Source organism: Ferrimonas pelagia, assembly GCF_039543565.1.
In the GTDB taxonomy this organism is placed as follows: Bacteria; Pseudomonadota; Gammaproteobacteria; order Enterobacterales; family Shewanellaceae; genus Ferrimonas; species Ferrimonas pelagia.
This window is the reverse complement of sequence record NZ_BAABJZ010000063.1, coordinates 1-16,034: the sequence shown is the minus strand read 5'-3', so window position 1 is coordinate 16,034 and position 16,034 is coordinate 1. Positions and strand designations below refer to the sequence as shown.

The window sequence follows — 16,034 nt, the reverse complement described above, 5'->3', positions numbered from 1 at the left end:
AGCATCATTGGGCTCGGCTTCCTTGTCGGCCTGGTTGGTTTGGCGATTGATCAGATCGCACTTTGGAAGCCGAGTTCCCTCCAAATCTGAGAACTCAGTGATCTACATTTCGGAACAGTTATTTAGTTGCTAGGGGAGAAGCGTTCCTAAAGGCATACCGACCTCCAGGCCCTGTGGCTCTGGTTTTTGCTCTGAGGAACCAGGAACGCTCTTCAACTAGGAACTTGCGTTGCTCGGTCTCAGTGTCCCGTTGCTAAGTGCTTATGGCACCTAACCGCGGGATCAGCGCTGGTAAAGTCTGGATGTAGCACAATTCGGAACAGTTATTTAGCGAAATTGTCGATGTTTTGATGCGGTCAGGATGACGGCTCTTGCTGTAGCGATCTGTAGGAGACGATGTAATGCTTATGGCCCTGACACAGAGCCTAATGCTTCATAGGACAAATGCCGAGGATTTAGACCTCGGCATTTGTTGGAATAAGGCAGGGGCGAAACGATTTAACGAGCCGGATAGCGCCCGCCGAGCACCGCTTCGCGCGCCGCGCCGGTAACGGCGGGCAGGTTGCCGGGCAGGCCATTGAGGTGACGCCAGGCCAGCCAGGCGAAGGCGACGCCTTCCACCAGTTGCGGGTCCAGCCCTAGGGCGGCGGTGGTGTCGATTTGGTAGTCAGGCAGGGCGATCGTCAGCTGACGGACCAGCTCGTCATTAAAGGCGCCGCCACCGCACAGATACAGCTCGCCGCTGGCGGCGTGATTTTGGGCGCATTTGGCAATGCTTTGCACGGTCAATGCCAGCAAGGTCGCCATCACATCCTCGGTTGGCATCGCATCCAAGCTGCCCAGCTGGCTGTGCAGCCAGTGGAGATTAAACAGCTCGCGTCCGGTGCTTTTGGGGAGCGGCTGGGCAAAATAGGGGTGGGCGAGTAGGCGTTTGAGCAGGGCACCGTTGACTTGGCCACCGGCGGCGATCTGGCCGCCGTTGTCATAGCTTTGCTGAAAGTGCTCCCGACACCAAGCATCCATCAGGGTATTACCTGGGCCGGTATCGTAACCCAGCACTTGCTGATCATTGAGGCAGGTGAGATTGGCGATCCCGCCGATATTGACGATCAGGCGTGGCGTGCTGGCGCGGAACAAGCTGTGGTGAAACGCCGGAACGAGCGGCGCCCCTTGGCCGCCGAGGGCGATGTCCTTGCGGCGGAAATCGGCGATGACGTCGATCCCGCTGGCAACCGCCAGTGTGCTGGGGCAGCCCAACTGCAGGGTGAAGGCATGGCGGCCGTCCGGGTGGTGGCGCACGGTCTGGCCATGACTGCCGATGGCGGCGATCTGCGCGGCATCGATCTCGGTCTTGGCCAGCAACCCTTGTACCGCTTCGGCAAAGCACAGCGCGATAGCGCGATCGGCCCGTCCCATACGGTCTATCTCATTGTCCGCCGGGCTGCACAGCCTGTGCAGCTCGGTCAGCAGTGTCGGCGGCAGCGCTAGGCTGTGGCTCGCCACCAAGCTTGGGTGGCCGCGTTGGTCAAATCGCGCGAGGACCGCATCGATCCCATCCATCGAGGTGCCGGACATCAAGCCAATGCAATAGGTCATACGGGTACTTCTCCATCTCGAACCGACCGTGCGGCCCTAGTCGATATCCGGCCAGGCCCTAGGCCGGCCTCACCATCGACTTAGGTCGTCAGCAAACTGCGACTTAGCATGGCAGTGTGCTCACTGCATTGCCAGTAACACGGCCTGACGGTGTGCGAGCTGTCTCAAGCGTTGCTCTGAGATCTCAGCAAACCGGCGCTTTTCCTCTGCGACTAAGGGTTTGCTCTCTGGCAGTTTGACTGTGCGGGGGTTGCGATGGACGCCATTGACCAAAAACTCATAGTGCAGGTGCGCGCCGGTGACGCGACCGGTGGCACCGAGCTGGCCAATGGTTTGACCCTGTTTGACCCGTTGCCCTTTTTTGACCGAGCGCTTAGACAGGTGCAGGTACTTGGTGACATAGGTGTCCGAGTGTTTGATGAACACATAGTTGCCGTTGAGTTTGTTGTAGGTGGCGTGGGTGACGACCCCGTCGCCCGCCGCCATGATGGGGGTGCCGACCGGTGCCACATAGTCGGTGCCATTGTGGGCGCGAACTTGGCCGGTGACCGGATGCAAGCGGCGCGGATTGAAGTTGGAGCTGACGTAGTTAAATTGCACCGGGGCGCGCAGGAAGGCTTTGCGCATGGGTTGTCCCTGGGCATTGTAATATTCGCCGTCGCTGTGGCGAACCGCCCGGAAGGTTTGGCCTTGGTTGACGAACTCCGCCACCAGGATATTGCCTTCGCTGGCAAATCGGCCTTGGACATAGTTGTCTTGCCAAAGCACCGAGAAACGGTCGCCTTGGCGGATATCCAGAGCAAAATCGACGTCCCAGCCGAACAGGCCGGCCAGTCGCATGATCTGATTGGGCCGCATGCCCGCCTCGACTGCAGCGTTCCAGAAATTGCTGCTGATCTCAGCGCTGGCGAAGCGATGTCGACTCTCCAGCTCTTTGTGTTGAAGGCTTTCTTCGAACTGGTCGCCCTTACGCTCTATCAGCAGGGTGTCGGTGGCATTGAGGACATAACGCAGCGCGACGAACGCCTCGTTGAGGTACCCCAACTCGATGGTTTGCCCCGGCAGGATCTTAACCAGTGTTTTGCCCGCTTGCTCAAGTTGGGTGATGCGATGCAAGGTGCTGGCGGAGAGGCCGGCTCGGTCAAACAGTTTGGCCAAGTTGTCGCCGGAGCGCACCTCGATGCTGTGCCATTGCAATGGCTCGGGCTCTGGCTCCGTCGTTGTGGCGCTTGCCTGCAAGGGCAGCGGCAGCGGTAGGCGCTGCGCCAATGGCGGTGGATCGCTATGCTGGCGCGCCAATTGCTGCGCCGATGGCAGGGCACCGAGCAGCGTGATCATCACCACTAAGATGGCGATCCCCAATTGATGTTGACCGGGCAGTTGCCTCAGCAGCTTTATTGCTGGAGCCATTCCGGAATACGTACGCTTCGCTGGCGTTCGTTTGGCTTGTTGCCTGTTCACTGTTCCTCACCCTCACTGGTACTGCGTTGGTGCTCACGACCAACAACCCACAGTCTTTCCTTTACTGAGCCTAACCAGTAACATTATCGCCTTTGCAGAAAGATTCAAACCGTGCGGAGAGCTTTGCATGACTGATTTAGATAAGGCGTTGGCTGAGATCCGCCGTGGTACCGACGAGATCCTGGTGGAAGAGGAGCTGATCGCTAAGCTCAAGCTGGACCGTCCCCTGATCGTGAAACTGGGTGCGGATCCTACCGCGCCAGATATTCACCTGGGCCACACCGTGATCCTCAACAAGCTGCGTCAGTTCCAGGAACTGGGTCACGAAGTGATCTTCCTGATCGGCGACTTTACCGGCATGGTGGGTGATCCGTCCGGTAAGAACACCACCCGCCCGCCGCTGACCAAAGAGCAAGTGCTCGCTAACGCGGAAACCTACAAAGAGCAGGTGTTCAAAATTTTGGACCCGGCTAAGACCCGCATCGAGTTCAACTCCACCTGGCTGGGTGAGTTGGGCGCCGAAGGCATGTTGCGCTTAGCCTCGCAGCAGACTGTGGCGCGCATGCTGGAGCGTGACGACTTTAAGAAGCGTTACGCCGGTGGCCAGTCCATCGCGATCCATGAGTTTATGTACCCGCTGCTGCAGGGCTATGACTCAGTCGCGTTGAAGGCGGACGTTGAACTGGGCGGGACCGATCAGAAATTTAACCTGCTGATGGGCCGTGAGCTGCAAAAAGCCGAAGGTCAGGCGCGTCAGGTGGTGATCACCATGCCGCTGTTGGTGGGCTTGGATGGCGTTAAGAAGATGTCCAAGTCGGCGCACAACTACATTGGTGTATCCGATGCGCCGAACGATATGTTCGGTAAGATCATGTCCATCTCTGATGATCTGATGTGGAGCTACTACGAGCTGCTGTCGTTCCGTCCACTGGAGGAGATCGAACAGTTCAAGGCTGACATTGCTGGCGGTGCTAACCCGCGTGATGTGAAGATCGCGCTGGCCAAGGAGATCATTGCTCGCTTCCATGATGAAGCGGCCGCAGAAGGGGCCCATCAGGACTTCATTCAGCGTTTCTCCAAGAACGCCATCCCGGATGAGATGCCTGAGCTGGAGTTTGAAGCGGGCATGGCGATCGCCAACTTGCTAAAAGAAGCGGCTCTGGTCAACACCACGTCCGATGCGATGCGGATGATCCGTCAGGGCGCCGCGAAGATCGACGGTGATAAGATCGAAGACACCAAGCTGGTGCCTGCGGCCGGTACCGCGGTATACCAAGTGGGCAAGCGTAAGTTTGCTCGGATCACCCTGAAGTGATCTGCGGTTAGCTATCCGCTCGCATGAGGCCTCCAACTGGAGGCCTTTTTTTTGGAATTAATCGACGATCTGTAAGCGCTGTAACAGCTGCTGGAGTTGCGGCAGTGCGGCACTTTCTGGCCGGTAGACCACGGAAAAACGCCGATAGAGTGGCTGGGGCAGGCGCAGCTCGGATAGGGTGTGTTGCGCCAGCGGCGCCGCGCACACCAAGCGGGACAACAGCGACAGGCCCAGTCCGGCCTCTACTGCCCGGGCGACCGCTTCGAGATCGCTGAGCTCCAGCACGATGCTGGCCTGCTGGAGGAAGGGCTGGATATGGTGATCAAACTGCTCGCGACTGCCGGAGTCCGCTTCGCGCAGCACCCAGCGTTGCCCCTCGAGCTGAGCCCAGCTCACCTGACGATCGGCCAACGGATGCGCCGGTGGGCCGATCAAGACCATCTCATCACGACGCCAATGGTGGCGGATCAGGCGGGGATCGATCCGTTCACTCTCGATCAGGGCGATGTCCAGCTGATAGTTCAGCAGTTGCTGCTGCAGTTGATGGCTGTTGGCCAAGGTGATGCTCGGCAGCTGGGGCTCGGCCCATTGGGCCAGCAGGCCGGGGAGCAGGTAGGTGCCGATCGAACGGCTGGCGCCTAATCGGAGCCCTGCGAGGGCGCCGGACGGGTGAAACAGTTGGAGCAACTCCTGCTCTTGCGCCAGGATCGCCTCGGCTTTGGGGCGCAGTTGATGGCCATGGCTGTTGAGTGCCAGTCCCTGCACGCTGCGCTCAAACAGGGTGACGCCCAGTTGTTGCTCCAGGGTTTTGAGTGCCTGTGACACCGCCCCTCGACTTAGGTGCAGTTGCTCGGCGCTCTGGCCTAGGTTGCCGTTGTTGGCGACATGACAGAACACGTTCAGTTGATGCAGCGATAATCTGGCCATTTAGTTTTTCTGTACGGGGTGGCTCCATTCTTTCGATATTATTAAATGTTTGATGCGCTCACAATAGACTAGATAGGGTGAGAATTCGGATAGAGAGATGAGCATAGTCAAAGGCTTGCAACAGATCCCCACGCCGCTGGCGGGGTTGGCGCTGGGATTGGCCAGCTTAGGGTTAAACTTGGATCAGCGCTTGGCGCTGTCGGGCGCAATGCAATGGGCGTTGGGGTTGGTTGCGGCGATGCTGCTTCTGCCGGTGCTGCTTAAGTACCTGAGTTGCCCGCGGCAACTGCCGGCGGATCTGGGCCACGCCGTGGTGGGCAGCGTCGCGCCTACATTTTCGATGGCACTGATGGTGATCTCCTTGAGCCTGGGGGCGCTCAGCGAGCTTGCTGCACAGATCTTGTGGGGCGCTGCGGTGCTGCTTCACCTGCTGCTGTTAGCGGGCTTTGTCCGTCATCAATGGCCGAGTTTGGGCTGGCAGCGTATTGCCCCTAGCTGGTTTGTGCCGCCGGTGGGGATCATCGTTGCGGCGGTTACCTGCCCGAACGACGCCATGGTGCCCGTGGCCTCCCTGCTGCTCTATGCCGGGATGGCGGCGTATGGCGTGATGCTGCCGTTGATGCTGTACCGCCTGATGTTTCACGGCCCCTTGCCATCCGCCGCCGCTCCGACCTTGGCGATCCTGGCGGCGCCAGCCAGCTTGTCATTGACCGGTTATTTGAGCCTGATCGAGCCGGTCCAGCCGCTGGTCATCGCCCTGCTGCTGGGGATCGCCCTGCTGATGACGGCATTGGTCTATCTGGCGCTGATCCAGCTGCTGCGCCAGCCCTTCACCCCAGGCTTTGCCGCCTTTACCTTCCCCTTGGTGATCGGGGCCAGCGCGCTCTATCAGTGCGCCGGCTTTTTTGCGCAGCGCCAACTCGATTACGCCGAGTTGTTGTGGACTCTGGCGGATCTTGAACTGGCGATCGCGACGTTGGTGATCGGCTATGTCTGTGTCTGCTACGCCCGCGCCTATGGCGGGGCGCGGCTGTTTCGGCGCCTGAGCCGCCATGTCGCTTAGGCGTGGGGAGCGTTATCCGTCGTCGGCGTTCAGTGCCGAGGTGCAGTGACCACATCGAGTCGCCTTAAGCGGTACGTCGTTGAGGCAGGCTGGGCAGGGTTTGCTGGTGGGATCGGCCGGTGGGGCTTCAGTTTTGAGTTTGTTGATGGCGCGGATCAGTAGGAACACCGCAAAGGCGACGATAAGGAAGCTGATCAGGGCATTGATGAACACGCCGTAGCTGATCACTGCGGCGCCGGCTTCCTTGGCTGCAGCGAGGGTGGCGTAGGGCGCGGGCGTGCTGCCCTCATTCACGACCCAGAACAGATCGGTAAAGTCGACGCCGCCAAGCAGTACCCCGATCGGGGGCATCAGTACATCGGCGACTAAGGATTTGACGATGGTGCCGAAGGCGCCGCCGATGATGATCCCGACCGCCATGTCGACGACATTGCCGCGCATGGCAAATTCTTTGAAGTCTTTGAGCATATCAACCTCAGTCCAAAACACAGGTAACAACGTCCGTGTCGGGCAAAAGTCCCCACCAAGCTTAGTGGTTATTGCTGATCTCGGGGGCAAAGCGGCGTTTGCCTTAGGGCGGAAGCGTGGAATTGGCCGGCGGCCGTATTAATACAGCTTGAGCTGATCCTTCATGCTGCGATAGTCGAGCAGATCGGTATGCTGCTTGATCCGCTGCTTGTCCATGTCGAGCTTCAAGGTGGTGACGCCGGGCAGGGAAAAGAGGATGGACTCACCCGGGTGGCCAAACAGATCGCCCCGGGCCTTGTAGTAGTAACTGCCGATCATCACCACCAGGTTACCGTTGTAGAAGGCGTGATCGGAGACAAACTCGTACTCCTGAGTGTAGGTGTGTACCCGGCGTTGAAAGGCGATGATATCGCGCCGTCCGGTGATCTTCTTATTGGCGGTTTGGTCGTGCCAAACGGTATCGCGATCATAAAAGCGCGCTAACTGATTGTAGTTGCGCTGGGTCAGCGCCTGCATATAGCGCTCGGCCAGCATTAACTGCGCTGGCAGCTGTGGCCCTTGGGGCCCGTCAGCAGCCCATAGCGGTAGTGTCACGCTGAGCACCAGTGCCAAAATGGTTCCGAGAAAGCGGCGCATGTTCCCTCCCGAGCGTGTGCTCATTCAATGTATTTAGCCCTTGGGCCGGTTGTCTAATGCGAATGCCGGCAGGGACAGTCCGCTGAAGATCCCAAAGAGCCGCAGGACTAAGGTGCCGATCATAGCGATAATGGCCGCTAATACGGCATCCAGTTGCAGCGCCAGTGCACCGGTATACAGGATCCCACCGGCAATGCACGCGGTGGCGTAGATCTCGGTGCGCAGCACCAGCGGGACTTCGCGGCACAATACGTCGCGGATCATGCCGCCCATCACCCCGGTCATGGTGCCCATCATGACGGCAATGATCGGCGATGCGCCAAAGGCCAGGGCCTTCTGGGCGCCGATCACGGTAAAGACCGCCAAGCCGATGGCATCGGCCACCTGAAACCATTTGCCGCTAAGGCGTCGGGGGCAGCGCACCAGCAGCATCACCAGGGTAGCGGTGAGCCCGATCAGCCAGACGTAGAGGGTGTCGGTGACCCAAAACACCGGCGTCGCGCCGAGAATAGCGTCGCGCACCGTGCCACCGCCCACCGCGGTGACGCCGGCCAGCACCAGGACACCGAAGGGATCCATACGTAGGCGTCCGGCGGCCAAGGCGCCGGAGATAGCAAACACCACGGTACCAAACAGATCGGCGGCGTAGATGAATTGATTCATGATTCCAAGCTGTCCAAAAAGATATCGAGTGCTTGCTGAGAGATGCGGATCTCCAGCACTGATAGCAACAGAGAGTAGATCAGCAGGGCCAGACTGGCGCCAAAGGTCCAAAAGGCTGCTGAATCCAATTCTAAATAGATCAACAGCATACTCAATACGCAGAAGACAAAACTGAGCACGCCACTTTCTTGCATGCGGCGGATCAGCACGATGCGGCGGCGCAGGTTGTTCACTTGTTGTGTTGCCGGCGCACAGTTGCCATCGGGGCAGTCTTTGGTTTGTGGGGCTAATGATCGGATCAGTGCGGCCAGTGACAAGAATCGGTTGGTGTACGCCAGCAGCAAGAGCGAGATCGCTGGGAAGAGCAGGGCAGGGGTGGTCAGATCCATGAGACTCAGATTTTTTGTTAAAGGGTGAGCGTGTGGTGCCAGAGCAAGGTTAGGGCGGCGCCGAGCAGGAAGGCGAGTGCCAACCACAGCCAGCCGGCGTAACTGAGCAGGCGTCGGGTGCGCAGGACGTCGTCGCTTTCGACGTTATTGGCCGGGCCCAGTCGGGGCCGCAGCAAACGTTGTCCCTCTAACAGCCAGGGGCCGCCAAGTTGACGGTGCAGGCTGCAGGCCAGGCTAAGCTGGGGCCATTGTTGGTTACGGCTTTGCCAATCGCCGGTCAGTTGATGACGAGCGTGCCACAGAGTTATGGGTGAGCCGTACAGCGTCAGTGTTGCAGCCAGCAACAGATTCACCGGCCACTGCAACACGGCGTTGAGCCAGGTCACTGGGCCAGCGTAGGCGGCCATGCCGGGGCGTGCTTTATGCCAATAGCGGCAAAGCTCGGCGCAGCACCAGGCGATGGCGGCCAGGAGCAGGCCACCTAGGCAGTACCAGAGTATGAGTAGGAACAGTTGGTTACGTTGATGGGCCAGCTGACTCTCAATGCTGGCTTTCGCCAAGCCCAGCTCGGACAGCGGCGCGGTGTCACGGATGGTCCAGTGGCTGAGGCGCTGGCGGGCTTGCTGCTTTTGCCCGGCATTGAGGTACGCCACCAGATATTCCGTGTCTTTGGCTATCGCTGGACCCGGCATCATCCAGGCCAGCAGGAGCAGCTCGAAGGGCAGCGGGTAGGCGGCGACTTGGGTGAGCAACAGCAGTGTCACTCCGACGGGCAGCAGCAGCACTGTTAGCGCGAGCGCACCGGCGATCCGCTGCTGCTCTTGGCTGCGATTGGCATGATGGGTCTTACGGGCTATCGCCTCCGCCAGCGGCGCCAGATAGCGCCGTGGTCGGTAAGCGTCCGGGATCAACAGCGCCAGCAGATAGGCCAGCGCCAAGATCAGGGGGGGAAGCAGCAGCGAGGCGTAAGGACCCAATGTTGCCATGATCAACCAGCCAGTTGACCCAGCATGGCGATCACCACCTTGGCGGAGTGTTCGCCAGCCTTAACAATAAAGCTGTCGAAGTCGACGGCGCCGTCGTCGTTGGCGTTGTCGGAGATCGCGCGGATCACCACAAACGGGGTGCCGAACTGGTGACAAGTTTGCGCGATAGCGGCGGCTTCCATTTCACAGGCCGCCATGGCTGGGAAGTGGCTGAGCATCTGTTGGGTGCGCGCAGGATCGGCAATGAAGGCGTCACCGGTACAGATCAGCCCTTCGATGGCTTTCACTTCGCCCACTTTTTCGATGGCGGCGTGTGCCGCAGCAACCAGTTTGGCTTCTGGACGGAACGCCGCCGGCTGACCGGGCAATTGGCCCATCTCGTAGCCGAATGCGGTGACATCGACATCGTGATGACGCACTTCGGAGGAGATCACCACATCACCGATCGCCAGCTCCTTGGCAAAACCGCCGGCCGAGCCGGTGTTGATGATGGCATCGGGGGCGAAGCGTTCGATCAGGACGCTGGTGGCGATGGCGGCGGTCACTTTGCCGATCCCGGAGCGAGTCAGTACCACTAGGGTGTCGCCGATCTGGCCTTGATAGAATTCAATGCCGCCGATGGTGTCGATCTGGAGGTTGTTGATCTGGCTGCGTAGCAGGGAAACTTCCTGCTCCATGGCGCCAATAATGCCAATTTTCATGATGGGATCCGCTGTGTCTAGGGGTCAAACAATGGCGCATATAGTACCAGATCTTGCCGCCCTTGCGTCTATCACTGCGACCAATTCCGTCGGGATATCAAGCTAGGACAGGCACGCTAATCGCTGTAGACGCAGGAGCCGACGGCTTGGCTGGGCTCAAACTGGACAATGATGGCGCTGTGCTCATGGTGACGTTCGAGCACCTGCATGCGGATCGGGTGAATGCCCCGATCATCCATATTGCGCTCAATGGTATTGAGCATCTGTCGCAGCTGCGCCGGCAAGGGCTGATCTGTGATGTGCACCTGTTGCGTGAACTGGTCCATCGACAGCAAGAGTCGGTCGGTATCGCGATTGTCTCGGGTTCCGGAGAGGATCAGGCTGGCGATGGCGTCACCGCTGATACTGAAGTAGCGATAGTAGATCCGGGCGCTGTCATTAAAAAAGACATAGTCGGCCACCATATACGCTTCCATGCCAGCGGTTGGCTGGGTCGAGTCGTACAGCTCATTGTGGCAATTGAGGCGCAGGTAGGGCGCTTCCGGCCGGAGCCAGTGGCCTAAGGCGATGATCATGAGCAGGACGAGGAGCAAGCCTGCGCGCAGCTTATTGGTCACACAAACCTCCGTCATTAAGCCATTGAGACGGGTTGAAATCCGCCTGGGATCGGGTATCGGAGATCTTCAGATTGCGCGATCGGAGCTGGCCTTGCACTCTGCCGGCCAGAGTGACCGCTAAGCCTTGTTGGTCGGCGGCGACCGACAGGTAGATCTGCTGCCAGGGGAACTCTGAGCAGGCGTCGGCCGCCGCCTGGATCTGCTCACTCAGGTGATCTTGTCGCAGGTGGCCACTGGCCGGGCTGTGCCAGAGCAGCTCAACGACCTCACCGCTGGGCAGGGAATGGTTGATCTGCTTGAGCGCCGCGGGGTGAGGCTCAAATGGGCCGGGTTTGACCCACAGCCAAAGTGCAGCGAGCACGGTGACGATCAGAGCGAGTCCGAATATCGTGCGTTTGCCGGCGAGCGGCCAGCGTCGCTTGGCGGGTGGGGCGACCGGTTCTGTTGCGGGCGCGGTTTGAGCCGGCTGTGGCGTTTGCATCAGGCAGTAGCCCACCCCTTTTACCGTTTCAATCAAGGTGTGGTCGTCGTCTTGCAAGAAGTTGCGCAGCTGGAACACGGCGCGAACCACGGCGGACTCGCTGAATTGGGGGTGATCGAAGCTGCCGCAGCGTAAGGTTTTCTTATCGACCGGCTTATTTGGGTGGTCCAGTAGGCAGGTGAGCACCTGAGCTTCGGCTCGAGGTAATTCCCACGATTCCCCTTGGGAGTTGAGCAACCGTTTTTGCTGCGTGAGATAGCGGCATTGACCGATCTGAACCATGACACCTGCGAGAAGAAAGTAAAGTCATTGATAAGTCTACGGAGTCTGCCCGCTTTTGCCGTGATCCGCTTATCAGGGTATCGGATCACATCGTGTATTTCGTTCTGCAGAACGGACGGATGTAAGCCCGACAAGATGATTCCCCCAAGTGGCGTTTCAGCTGCGCGATCAGGACGGTAAAGCCGTTCGCGGTGCCAGTGACGACAGCGTGACCTACTTTGGTTTCGGTGGCGAGCCGACCGGTGCCTTTCAGTTCCCATGGCACACCAACGATCAGTTTGGCTGTTGTCAGGATCGCCCAGCCTGTCTGGGCGATCTGAGAGAGTTGTCAGCCGGGCACTACCGTTTCACTCCCGATCAAACGCCGGATCTGGGTGAGCAGGTGGAAACGCTGAAGCTGTCCATCCGGGTGCACGGTGCCCTCGCTAGCAACACGCCGGACGTGATCGACATTCTAAGTAAATAACGTGCGTCGTCGTGATCGGATCAGCCCCGTCCAGCACGGGGCTTTTTACTGCGATTTTTGTTCAAAGAGTGAGCTATGCTGGCGTAAGGATCAGCAAGCGGTCGATCCATTCCGATATTTGATGAGCAAACAGCAAAGCAAAGGAGCGAATGATGACAGCGCGATTACGGACATTTCTACCGGTGCTCGGCCTATTGATGGTGGCATTGGCCAGCCCCAGTGCCTTGGCTCACTGTCAGGTACCTTGTGGCATTTATGATGACGGCGCCCGGGTGAAGGCGATGATGGAGGACGCCACCACCATCGAAAAGGCGATCACCGAGATGAACGCCCTGGCGGGCAAGAAAGATGTGCAGTCGCAGAATCAGTTCACCCGCTGGGTGATGAATAAGGAGTCCCACGCCAGTCATATCATCACCGTAATGGCGGAGTACTTCCTGGCGCAACGGGTCAAGCCCGGTGAGGACTATGAGAAGAAGCTCAAGGAGCATCACGCGGTGATCCTGGCCGCGATGAAAGCCAAGCAAAGCTCGGACATGAACGCGGTCAAGGCGCTCAATGAGGCGATCGCCAAGCTGACCCAGTACTACCATATTCACCAATAAGCCTGATGGGCTGGCCAACACGCGCGCAGCGCTAAGGGGCCGGTGCCATCTCGCGCCTGAGAGCAAGACAAAGGAGTGTCTTATGATCTATACCGTGAAACCCGGCGACACCCTGTCTGCCATCGCGACGACCTATTTGGGCAGTGGACGTGCGGTGGAGACCATCGTTCGCGACAACCAACTGACCGATCCGGGCAGCATTCAGGTCGGGCAAAAGTTGGTGCTTAACCTGCCGCAGAGCGCGGCGGTGGCAACGCTGACCGTGCCGAGCCGCGGCCTTGCCCATGCCGTGTCAATGGCAGGGGCGCTTACGCTGCCGCAACTGGCGCAGATCTTCCCCCAAACCCCGCAAGAGCGGTTGGCTCCTTACTGTGACGCCTTGAATCAGGTGCTACCGCGCTATGCGATCACGACGCGATTGCGGCAGGCTCACTTTCTCGCCCAGATCGGTCATGAGAGTGGCGGATTTTGTTACACCAGTGAGAACCTCAATTACAGTGCCAGCGCCTTGCGGGGGGTGTTTGGCAAGTATTTTTCGACGGATGGAGAGGCCCAGCGTTGTGCTCGCCAACCAGAGCAGATCGCCAATCGCGTCTATGCCGATCGCATGGGCAATGGCGATCGTGATAGCGGCGATGGCTGGCGTTATCGTGGCCGTGGGCTGATCCAGCTAACCGGCTGTGACAACTATCGTGACTTTGGCCGCTATGAAGGGATCGATCTGCTGGCCAGTCCGCAGCGGGTGGCGGATGAGCCGGAGCTGGCGGTGGCTTCGGCGTGCTGGTTTTGGAATCGTCATCACCTGAGTGGATTGGCGGATCAGGACGATCTTAAGGCGATAACCCACAAGATCAACGGCGGCTATCAGGGCTTGGTGCAGCGGGCGGATCTGCTGGCACGGGCCAAGCGGGCATTGGCGCTGACAAACTGCTGAGCGTTAACGGCACATCGAGGCCACGATTGGCGTAACCCTCGGGTAGCAGCCATCTTTGCTAAACGTAATGATAAAGGAGTCATCCATGAGCCGAGGTGTGGGGAAGTTCAGGGTCGCGGGGCTGATGCTCGTGTTGTTGGGCGTGGCCAGTACGGGTGTGGTGGCCAAGAAGCCCGAGTGGGCGGGATCAGGTAAGCCGCCGACAGAAGAGCAGAAAGAGGCGCACAAACAAGAGATGCGTAATAAGAGCAAGGACAAGGATAAGGATAAGGACAAGCGTAAAGGCAAGCCTGAGCAACTGCCGGAAGACGAGCGACCAGTGCAACTGCCGGAGCGAGAGCGGCCGGTGCAACTGCCGGAGCGGGAGCGGCCGGTGCAACTGCCGGAGCGGGACAAGCCGGTGCAGCTGCCGGAGCGAGACAAGCCGGTGCAACTGCCGGAGCGAGACAAGCCGGTGCAACTGCCGGAGCGAGACAAGCCGGTGCAACTGCCGGAGCGAGAGCGGCCGGTGCAATTGCCGGAGCGAGAGCGGCCTGAGCCCGATGGGGCGGAAAGGTCAACCAAGGATGAGGACGAGGCGCAGCAAAGCAAGGCGAAAGGTAAGCCCGCATGGTGGAAATTCTGGGGCTAAGCTGAGTCCAGACCCAACAACGCCCGCTCTATTGAGCGGGCGTTGTTGGGTCTGGGCGGATGTTTCTCTTAGCTTTGACGGCTGTCCAGCATATCGAGAATGCCCATAGCGGCGCGACGGCCTTCGTCGATGGCGGTGACCATCAAGTCTGAGCCGCGCACGACCCAAGGTTGAGGACGGCAGCGGCCGTTTTTATCCGGCTCAGCCAACGTCATCTCAATGTATTTGAGGCCCTCGACCTGATCATCAGGCGCGATCTCAATCGCCATTGGCCTCGAAGTGACCGGCAGCAACGGCTTGAGACAGTGGCGGAGCATCGGCTCAGAGATCGACGGTTTCCCCTTTTGTATAGACCGCTAGATGCTGCGGTCAAAGCTCTTGTGCCTAGCGTCTGCAAGCCGCAGACATAGCAACGTCATTCATATCTAAGGCCGGTGGCGTTGCTGAGCCGACAGCAGTGAAAAGCGCCGATGCGAGCTCTCTGCTTTTGTGGTCACTACCGGTTAGGAGTGAGGTGTATTTACCCTTAGATTAACGGCAAACCAAAGGGATAGGTTTGCGCAGTGAAGGCAGTATTTGAGGTTGCAGGAAAACCGTTTGAGGTGACATTTAACGGGACCGGTTTTGAGCGTTATCACTACAATGGCGATGTGTTATTGGAACGCTATTCGTGGGCGTTCAATGGCGATCTGGAGTTTGTGGTGGATGGCCATGTTGTGTGGTTTATCTGTCGAAACGCGCAAATCATGGTCGTGGTGGACGATGAATTGGTAACGGAAAATATTGTCCGGGATATGCAAGAGGACAAGAAAGCTCAAGGCTACCAACTGGTAAAGCGTTCATTTGATGTGGCGGGCAAGCCCTTTGAAGTTGTGTTGGATGACGGTAAACAGATCTACCGTTACGCCGGAAAAACCCTGTTGCAGCGCCGTACTTGGATCAGCTGTGATGACATAGGATTCGATGTGGCGGAGCATCATGTCGATTTTTTAAATCGGGGCGACGCGCTCGAGGTCCTAGTCGACGGCACGGTCCAGATTGAGCGTCTGGACAAGATGCCAGAGCGTCATCATTTTAGTGTGTGGCGAGGACCCATCCCGATTTGGGGCGTGCAACTATTGATGCTTTGCATGGCCTTAATTGGTGTGTTGCTTGATCCAGCTTTATTGATATTCATTCCAAATCTGGTGGGATGGGTAGTAATCCATAGCACTATTTTTTCACTGTTATTGCTCCGTTGGGATGACCAATTCATCTACTTATTTTACCCATGCGTATCGCTCCCCATGTTTTTCAGGGAGCTTGATGTAGAGGGCTCAGTGACGGGTGATTGGCAATGGTATGCACTGATGTTTGGGGCGGTGGCTTTGTTTTGGGCGCTTAGCCGTATGCTGGTGAAAGGGGGGATCAGCTTGATAGAGCGAATGTGGCCGCATAAAGCGCCGTGGCGACGGCGAACTCAGTTTGGCTTTGGCTATTGGCTGGCATTGAGCGTCATTAATGCCACAAGCATACAGTTTATGTTGGCTTGGTTTGATTGGTATACGGCGACAGGCGTTGCGGCCGTATGTTAGTACGCGGCCTATCGTGCTTGATTGCATCAATAAGAACAGGGATGTGGGACAGATATGAAAGCAGCCGTTGAGGTGGCGGGAAAATTTTTTAATGAATACTGAAACAACCAAAGCTAAATAACTGTTCCGAAATGTAGATCACTGAGTTCTCAGATTTGGAGGGAACTCGGCTTCCAAAGTGCGATCTGATCAATCGCCAAACCAACCAGGCCGACAAGGAAGCCGAGCCCAATGATGCT

General features: G+C 58.3%; 19 protein-coding genes. 7 read left to right on the top strand and 12 right to left on the bottom strand.

Translation table 11 applies throughout. From position 1 onward, the window contains the following. Nucleotides 1–498 precede the first annotated feature (498 nt). Together ABEA08_RS10215 and ABEA08_RS10210 are read right to left on the bottom strand one after the other, a co-directional pair. Nucleotides 499–1,596 (bottom strand): anhydro-N-acetylmuramic acid kinase, encoded by a 1,098-nt coding sequence (locus tag ABEA08_RS10215; protein WP_345335194.1) that lies wholly within the window; start codon nucleotides 1,594–1,596, stop codon nucleotides 499–501. A gap of 120 nt (nucleotides 1,597–1,716) precedes the next feature. After that, on the bottom strand, nucleotides 1,717–3,006 hold the full coding sequence (locus ABEA08_RS10210; protein WP_345335193.1) for a peptidoglycan DD-metalloendopeptidase family protein: 1,290 nt from the start codon (nucleotides 3,004–3,006) through the stop codon (nucleotides 1,717–1,719). A 178-nt stretch (nucleotides 3,007–3,184) separates the two neighbouring features. On the opposite strand from ABEA08_RS10210, the gene tyrS reads away from it, so the two are divergent. Then, nucleotides 3,185–4,372 (top strand): tyrosine--tRNA ligase, encoded by a 1,188-nt coding sequence (tyrS, locus tag ABEA08_RS10205; protein WP_345335192.1) that lies wholly within the window; start codon nucleotides 3,185–3,187, stop codon nucleotides 4,370–4,372. A 57-nt stretch (nucleotides 4,373–4,429) separates the two neighbouring features. Here the strand turns inward: tyrS and ABEA08_RS10200 are convergent, their stop codons facing one another. Next, a complete protein-coding gene (locus ABEA08_RS10200; protein ID WP_345335191.1) occupies nucleotides 4,430–5,299 on the bottom strand; it encodes a LysR substrate-binding domain-containing protein in 870 nt (289 codons plus the stop codon). A gap of 97 nt (nucleotides 5,300–5,396) precedes the next feature. On the opposite strand from ABEA08_RS10200, the gene ABEA08_RS10195 reads away from it, so the two are divergent. After that, complete coding sequence (locus ABEA08_RS10195; RefSeq protein ID WP_345335190.1) at nucleotides 5,397–6,362, top strand: TDT family transporter; 966 nt, start codon at nucleotides 5,397–5,399, stop codon at nucleotides 6,360–6,362. Between the two features lie 12 nt (nucleotides 6,363–6,374). Here ABEA08_RS10195 and mscL read toward each other — a convergent pair whose 3' ends face one another. The 8 genes from mscL to ABEA08_RS10155 all read right to left on the bottom strand — a co-directional run bounded on the left by mscL (nucleotide 6,375) and on the right by ABEA08_RS10155 (nucleotide 11,585). Beyond that, entirely contained in the window at nucleotides 6,375–6,830 is a 456-nt protein-coding gene (gene mscL, locus ABEA08_RS10190; RefSeq protein WP_345335189.1) for a large conductance mechanosensitive channel protein MscL, read from the bottom strand. Nucleotides 6,831–6,968: 138 nt separating this feature from the next. Beyond that, the gene (locus tag ABEA08_RS10185; RefSeq protein WP_345335188.1) at nucleotides 6,969–7,466 is read right to left on the bottom strand and encodes a nuclear transport factor 2 family protein; all 498 of its coding nucleotides are present in this window, start codon (nucleotides 7,464–7,466) and stop codon (nucleotides 6,969–6,971) included. A gap of 33 nt (nucleotides 7,467–7,499) precedes the next feature. After that, the gene (locus ABEA08_RS10180; RefSeq protein WP_345335187.1) at nucleotides 7,500–8,129 is read right to left on the bottom strand and encodes a trimeric intracellular cation channel family protein; all 630 of its coding nucleotides are present in this window, start codon (nucleotides 8,127–8,129) and stop codon (nucleotides 7,500–7,502) included. After that, on the bottom strand, nucleotides 8,126–8,518 hold the full coding sequence (locus ABEA08_RS10175; RefSeq protein ID WP_345335186.1) for a DUF2721 domain-containing protein: 393 nt from the start codon (nucleotides 8,516–8,518) through the stop codon (nucleotides 8,126–8,128). Before ABEA08_RS10175 ends, ABEA08_RS10180 begins: the two co-directional genes overlap by 4 nt. Before the next feature lie 17 nt (nucleotides 8,519–8,535). Next, nucleotides 8,536–9,504 carry a cobalamin biosynthesis protein gene (locus ABEA08_RS10170; RefSeq protein WP_345335184.1) on the bottom strand — a complete coding sequence of 323 codons (969 nt, stop codon included), beginning with the start codon at nucleotides 9,502–9,504 and terminating at the stop codon, nucleotides 8,536–8,538. Nucleotides 9,505–9,506: 2 nt separating this feature from the next. Further along, nucleotides 9,507–10,205 carry a 5'-methylthioadenosine/S-adenosylhomocysteine nucleosidase gene (gene mtnN / locus ABEA08_RS10165; RefSeq protein WP_345335183.1) on the bottom strand — a complete coding sequence of 233 codons (699 nt, stop codon included), beginning with the start codon at nucleotides 10,203–10,205 and terminating at the stop codon, nucleotides 9,507–9,509. A gap of 116 nt (nucleotides 10,206–10,321) precedes the next feature. Next, nucleotides 10,322–10,822 (bottom strand): hypothetical protein, encoded by a 501-nt coding sequence (locus tag ABEA08_RS10160; protein ID WP_345335182.1) that lies wholly within the window; start codon nucleotides 10,820–10,822, stop codon nucleotides 10,322–10,324. Next, complete coding sequence (locus ABEA08_RS10155; RefSeq protein ID WP_345335180.1) at nucleotides 10,812–11,585, bottom strand: winged helix-turn-helix domain-containing protein; 774 nt, start codon at nucleotides 11,583–11,585, stop codon at nucleotides 10,812–10,814. The genes ABEA08_RS10160 and ABEA08_RS10155 overlap by 11 nt, the downstream gene beginning before the upstream one ends. Before the next feature lie 148 nt (nucleotides 11,586–11,733). On the opposite strand from ABEA08_RS10155, the gene ABEA08_RS10150 reads away from it, so the two are divergent. From ABEA08_RS10150 to ABEA08_RS10135, 4 genes are all read left to right on the top strand, one after another. Further along, nucleotides 11,734–12,051, top strand: coding sequence for a hypothetical protein (locus tag ABEA08_RS10150; RefSeq protein ID WP_345335179.1), 318 nt, complete (start codon nucleotides 11,734–11,736; stop codon nucleotides 12,049–12,051). A 152-nt stretch (nucleotides 12,052–12,203) separates the two neighbouring features. Then, nucleotides 12,204–12,656, top strand: coding sequence for a superoxide dismutase [Ni] (locus tag ABEA08_RS10145; protein ID WP_345335178.1), 453 nt, complete (start codon nucleotides 12,204–12,206; stop codon nucleotides 12,654–12,656). A gap of 82 nt (nucleotides 12,657–12,738) precedes the next feature. Then, complete coding sequence (locus ABEA08_RS10140) at nucleotides 12,739–13,590, top strand: LysM peptidoglycan-binding domain-containing protein (RefSeq protein ID WP_345335177.1); 852 nt, start codon at nucleotides 12,739–12,741, stop codon at nucleotides 13,588–13,590. Nucleotides 13,591–13,675: 85 nt separating this feature from the next. Next, nucleotides 13,676–14,221: a hypothetical protein gene (locus tag ABEA08_RS10135; protein WP_345335176.1), complete on the top strand. Its 546-nt coding sequence runs from the start codon at nucleotides 13,676–13,678 to the stop codon at nucleotides 14,219–14,221. Nucleotides 14,222–14,289: 68 nt separating this feature from the next. Here the strand turns inward: ABEA08_RS10135 and ABEA08_RS10130 are convergent, their stop codons facing one another. Further along, on the bottom strand, nucleotides 14,290–14,490 hold the full coding sequence (locus tag ABEA08_RS10130; RefSeq protein WP_345335175.1) for a hypothetical protein: 201 nt from the start codon (nucleotides 14,488–14,490) through the stop codon (nucleotides 14,290–14,292). Nucleotides 14,491–14,784: 294 nt separating this feature from the next. On the opposite strand from ABEA08_RS10130, the gene ABEA08_RS10125 reads away from it, so the two are divergent. After that, complete coding sequence (locus tag ABEA08_RS10125) at nucleotides 14,785–15,795, top strand: hypothetical protein (protein ID WP_345335174.1); 1,011 nt, start codon at nucleotides 14,785–14,787, stop codon at nucleotides 15,793–15,795. Nucleotides 15,796–16,034: the final 239 nt, after the last annotated feature.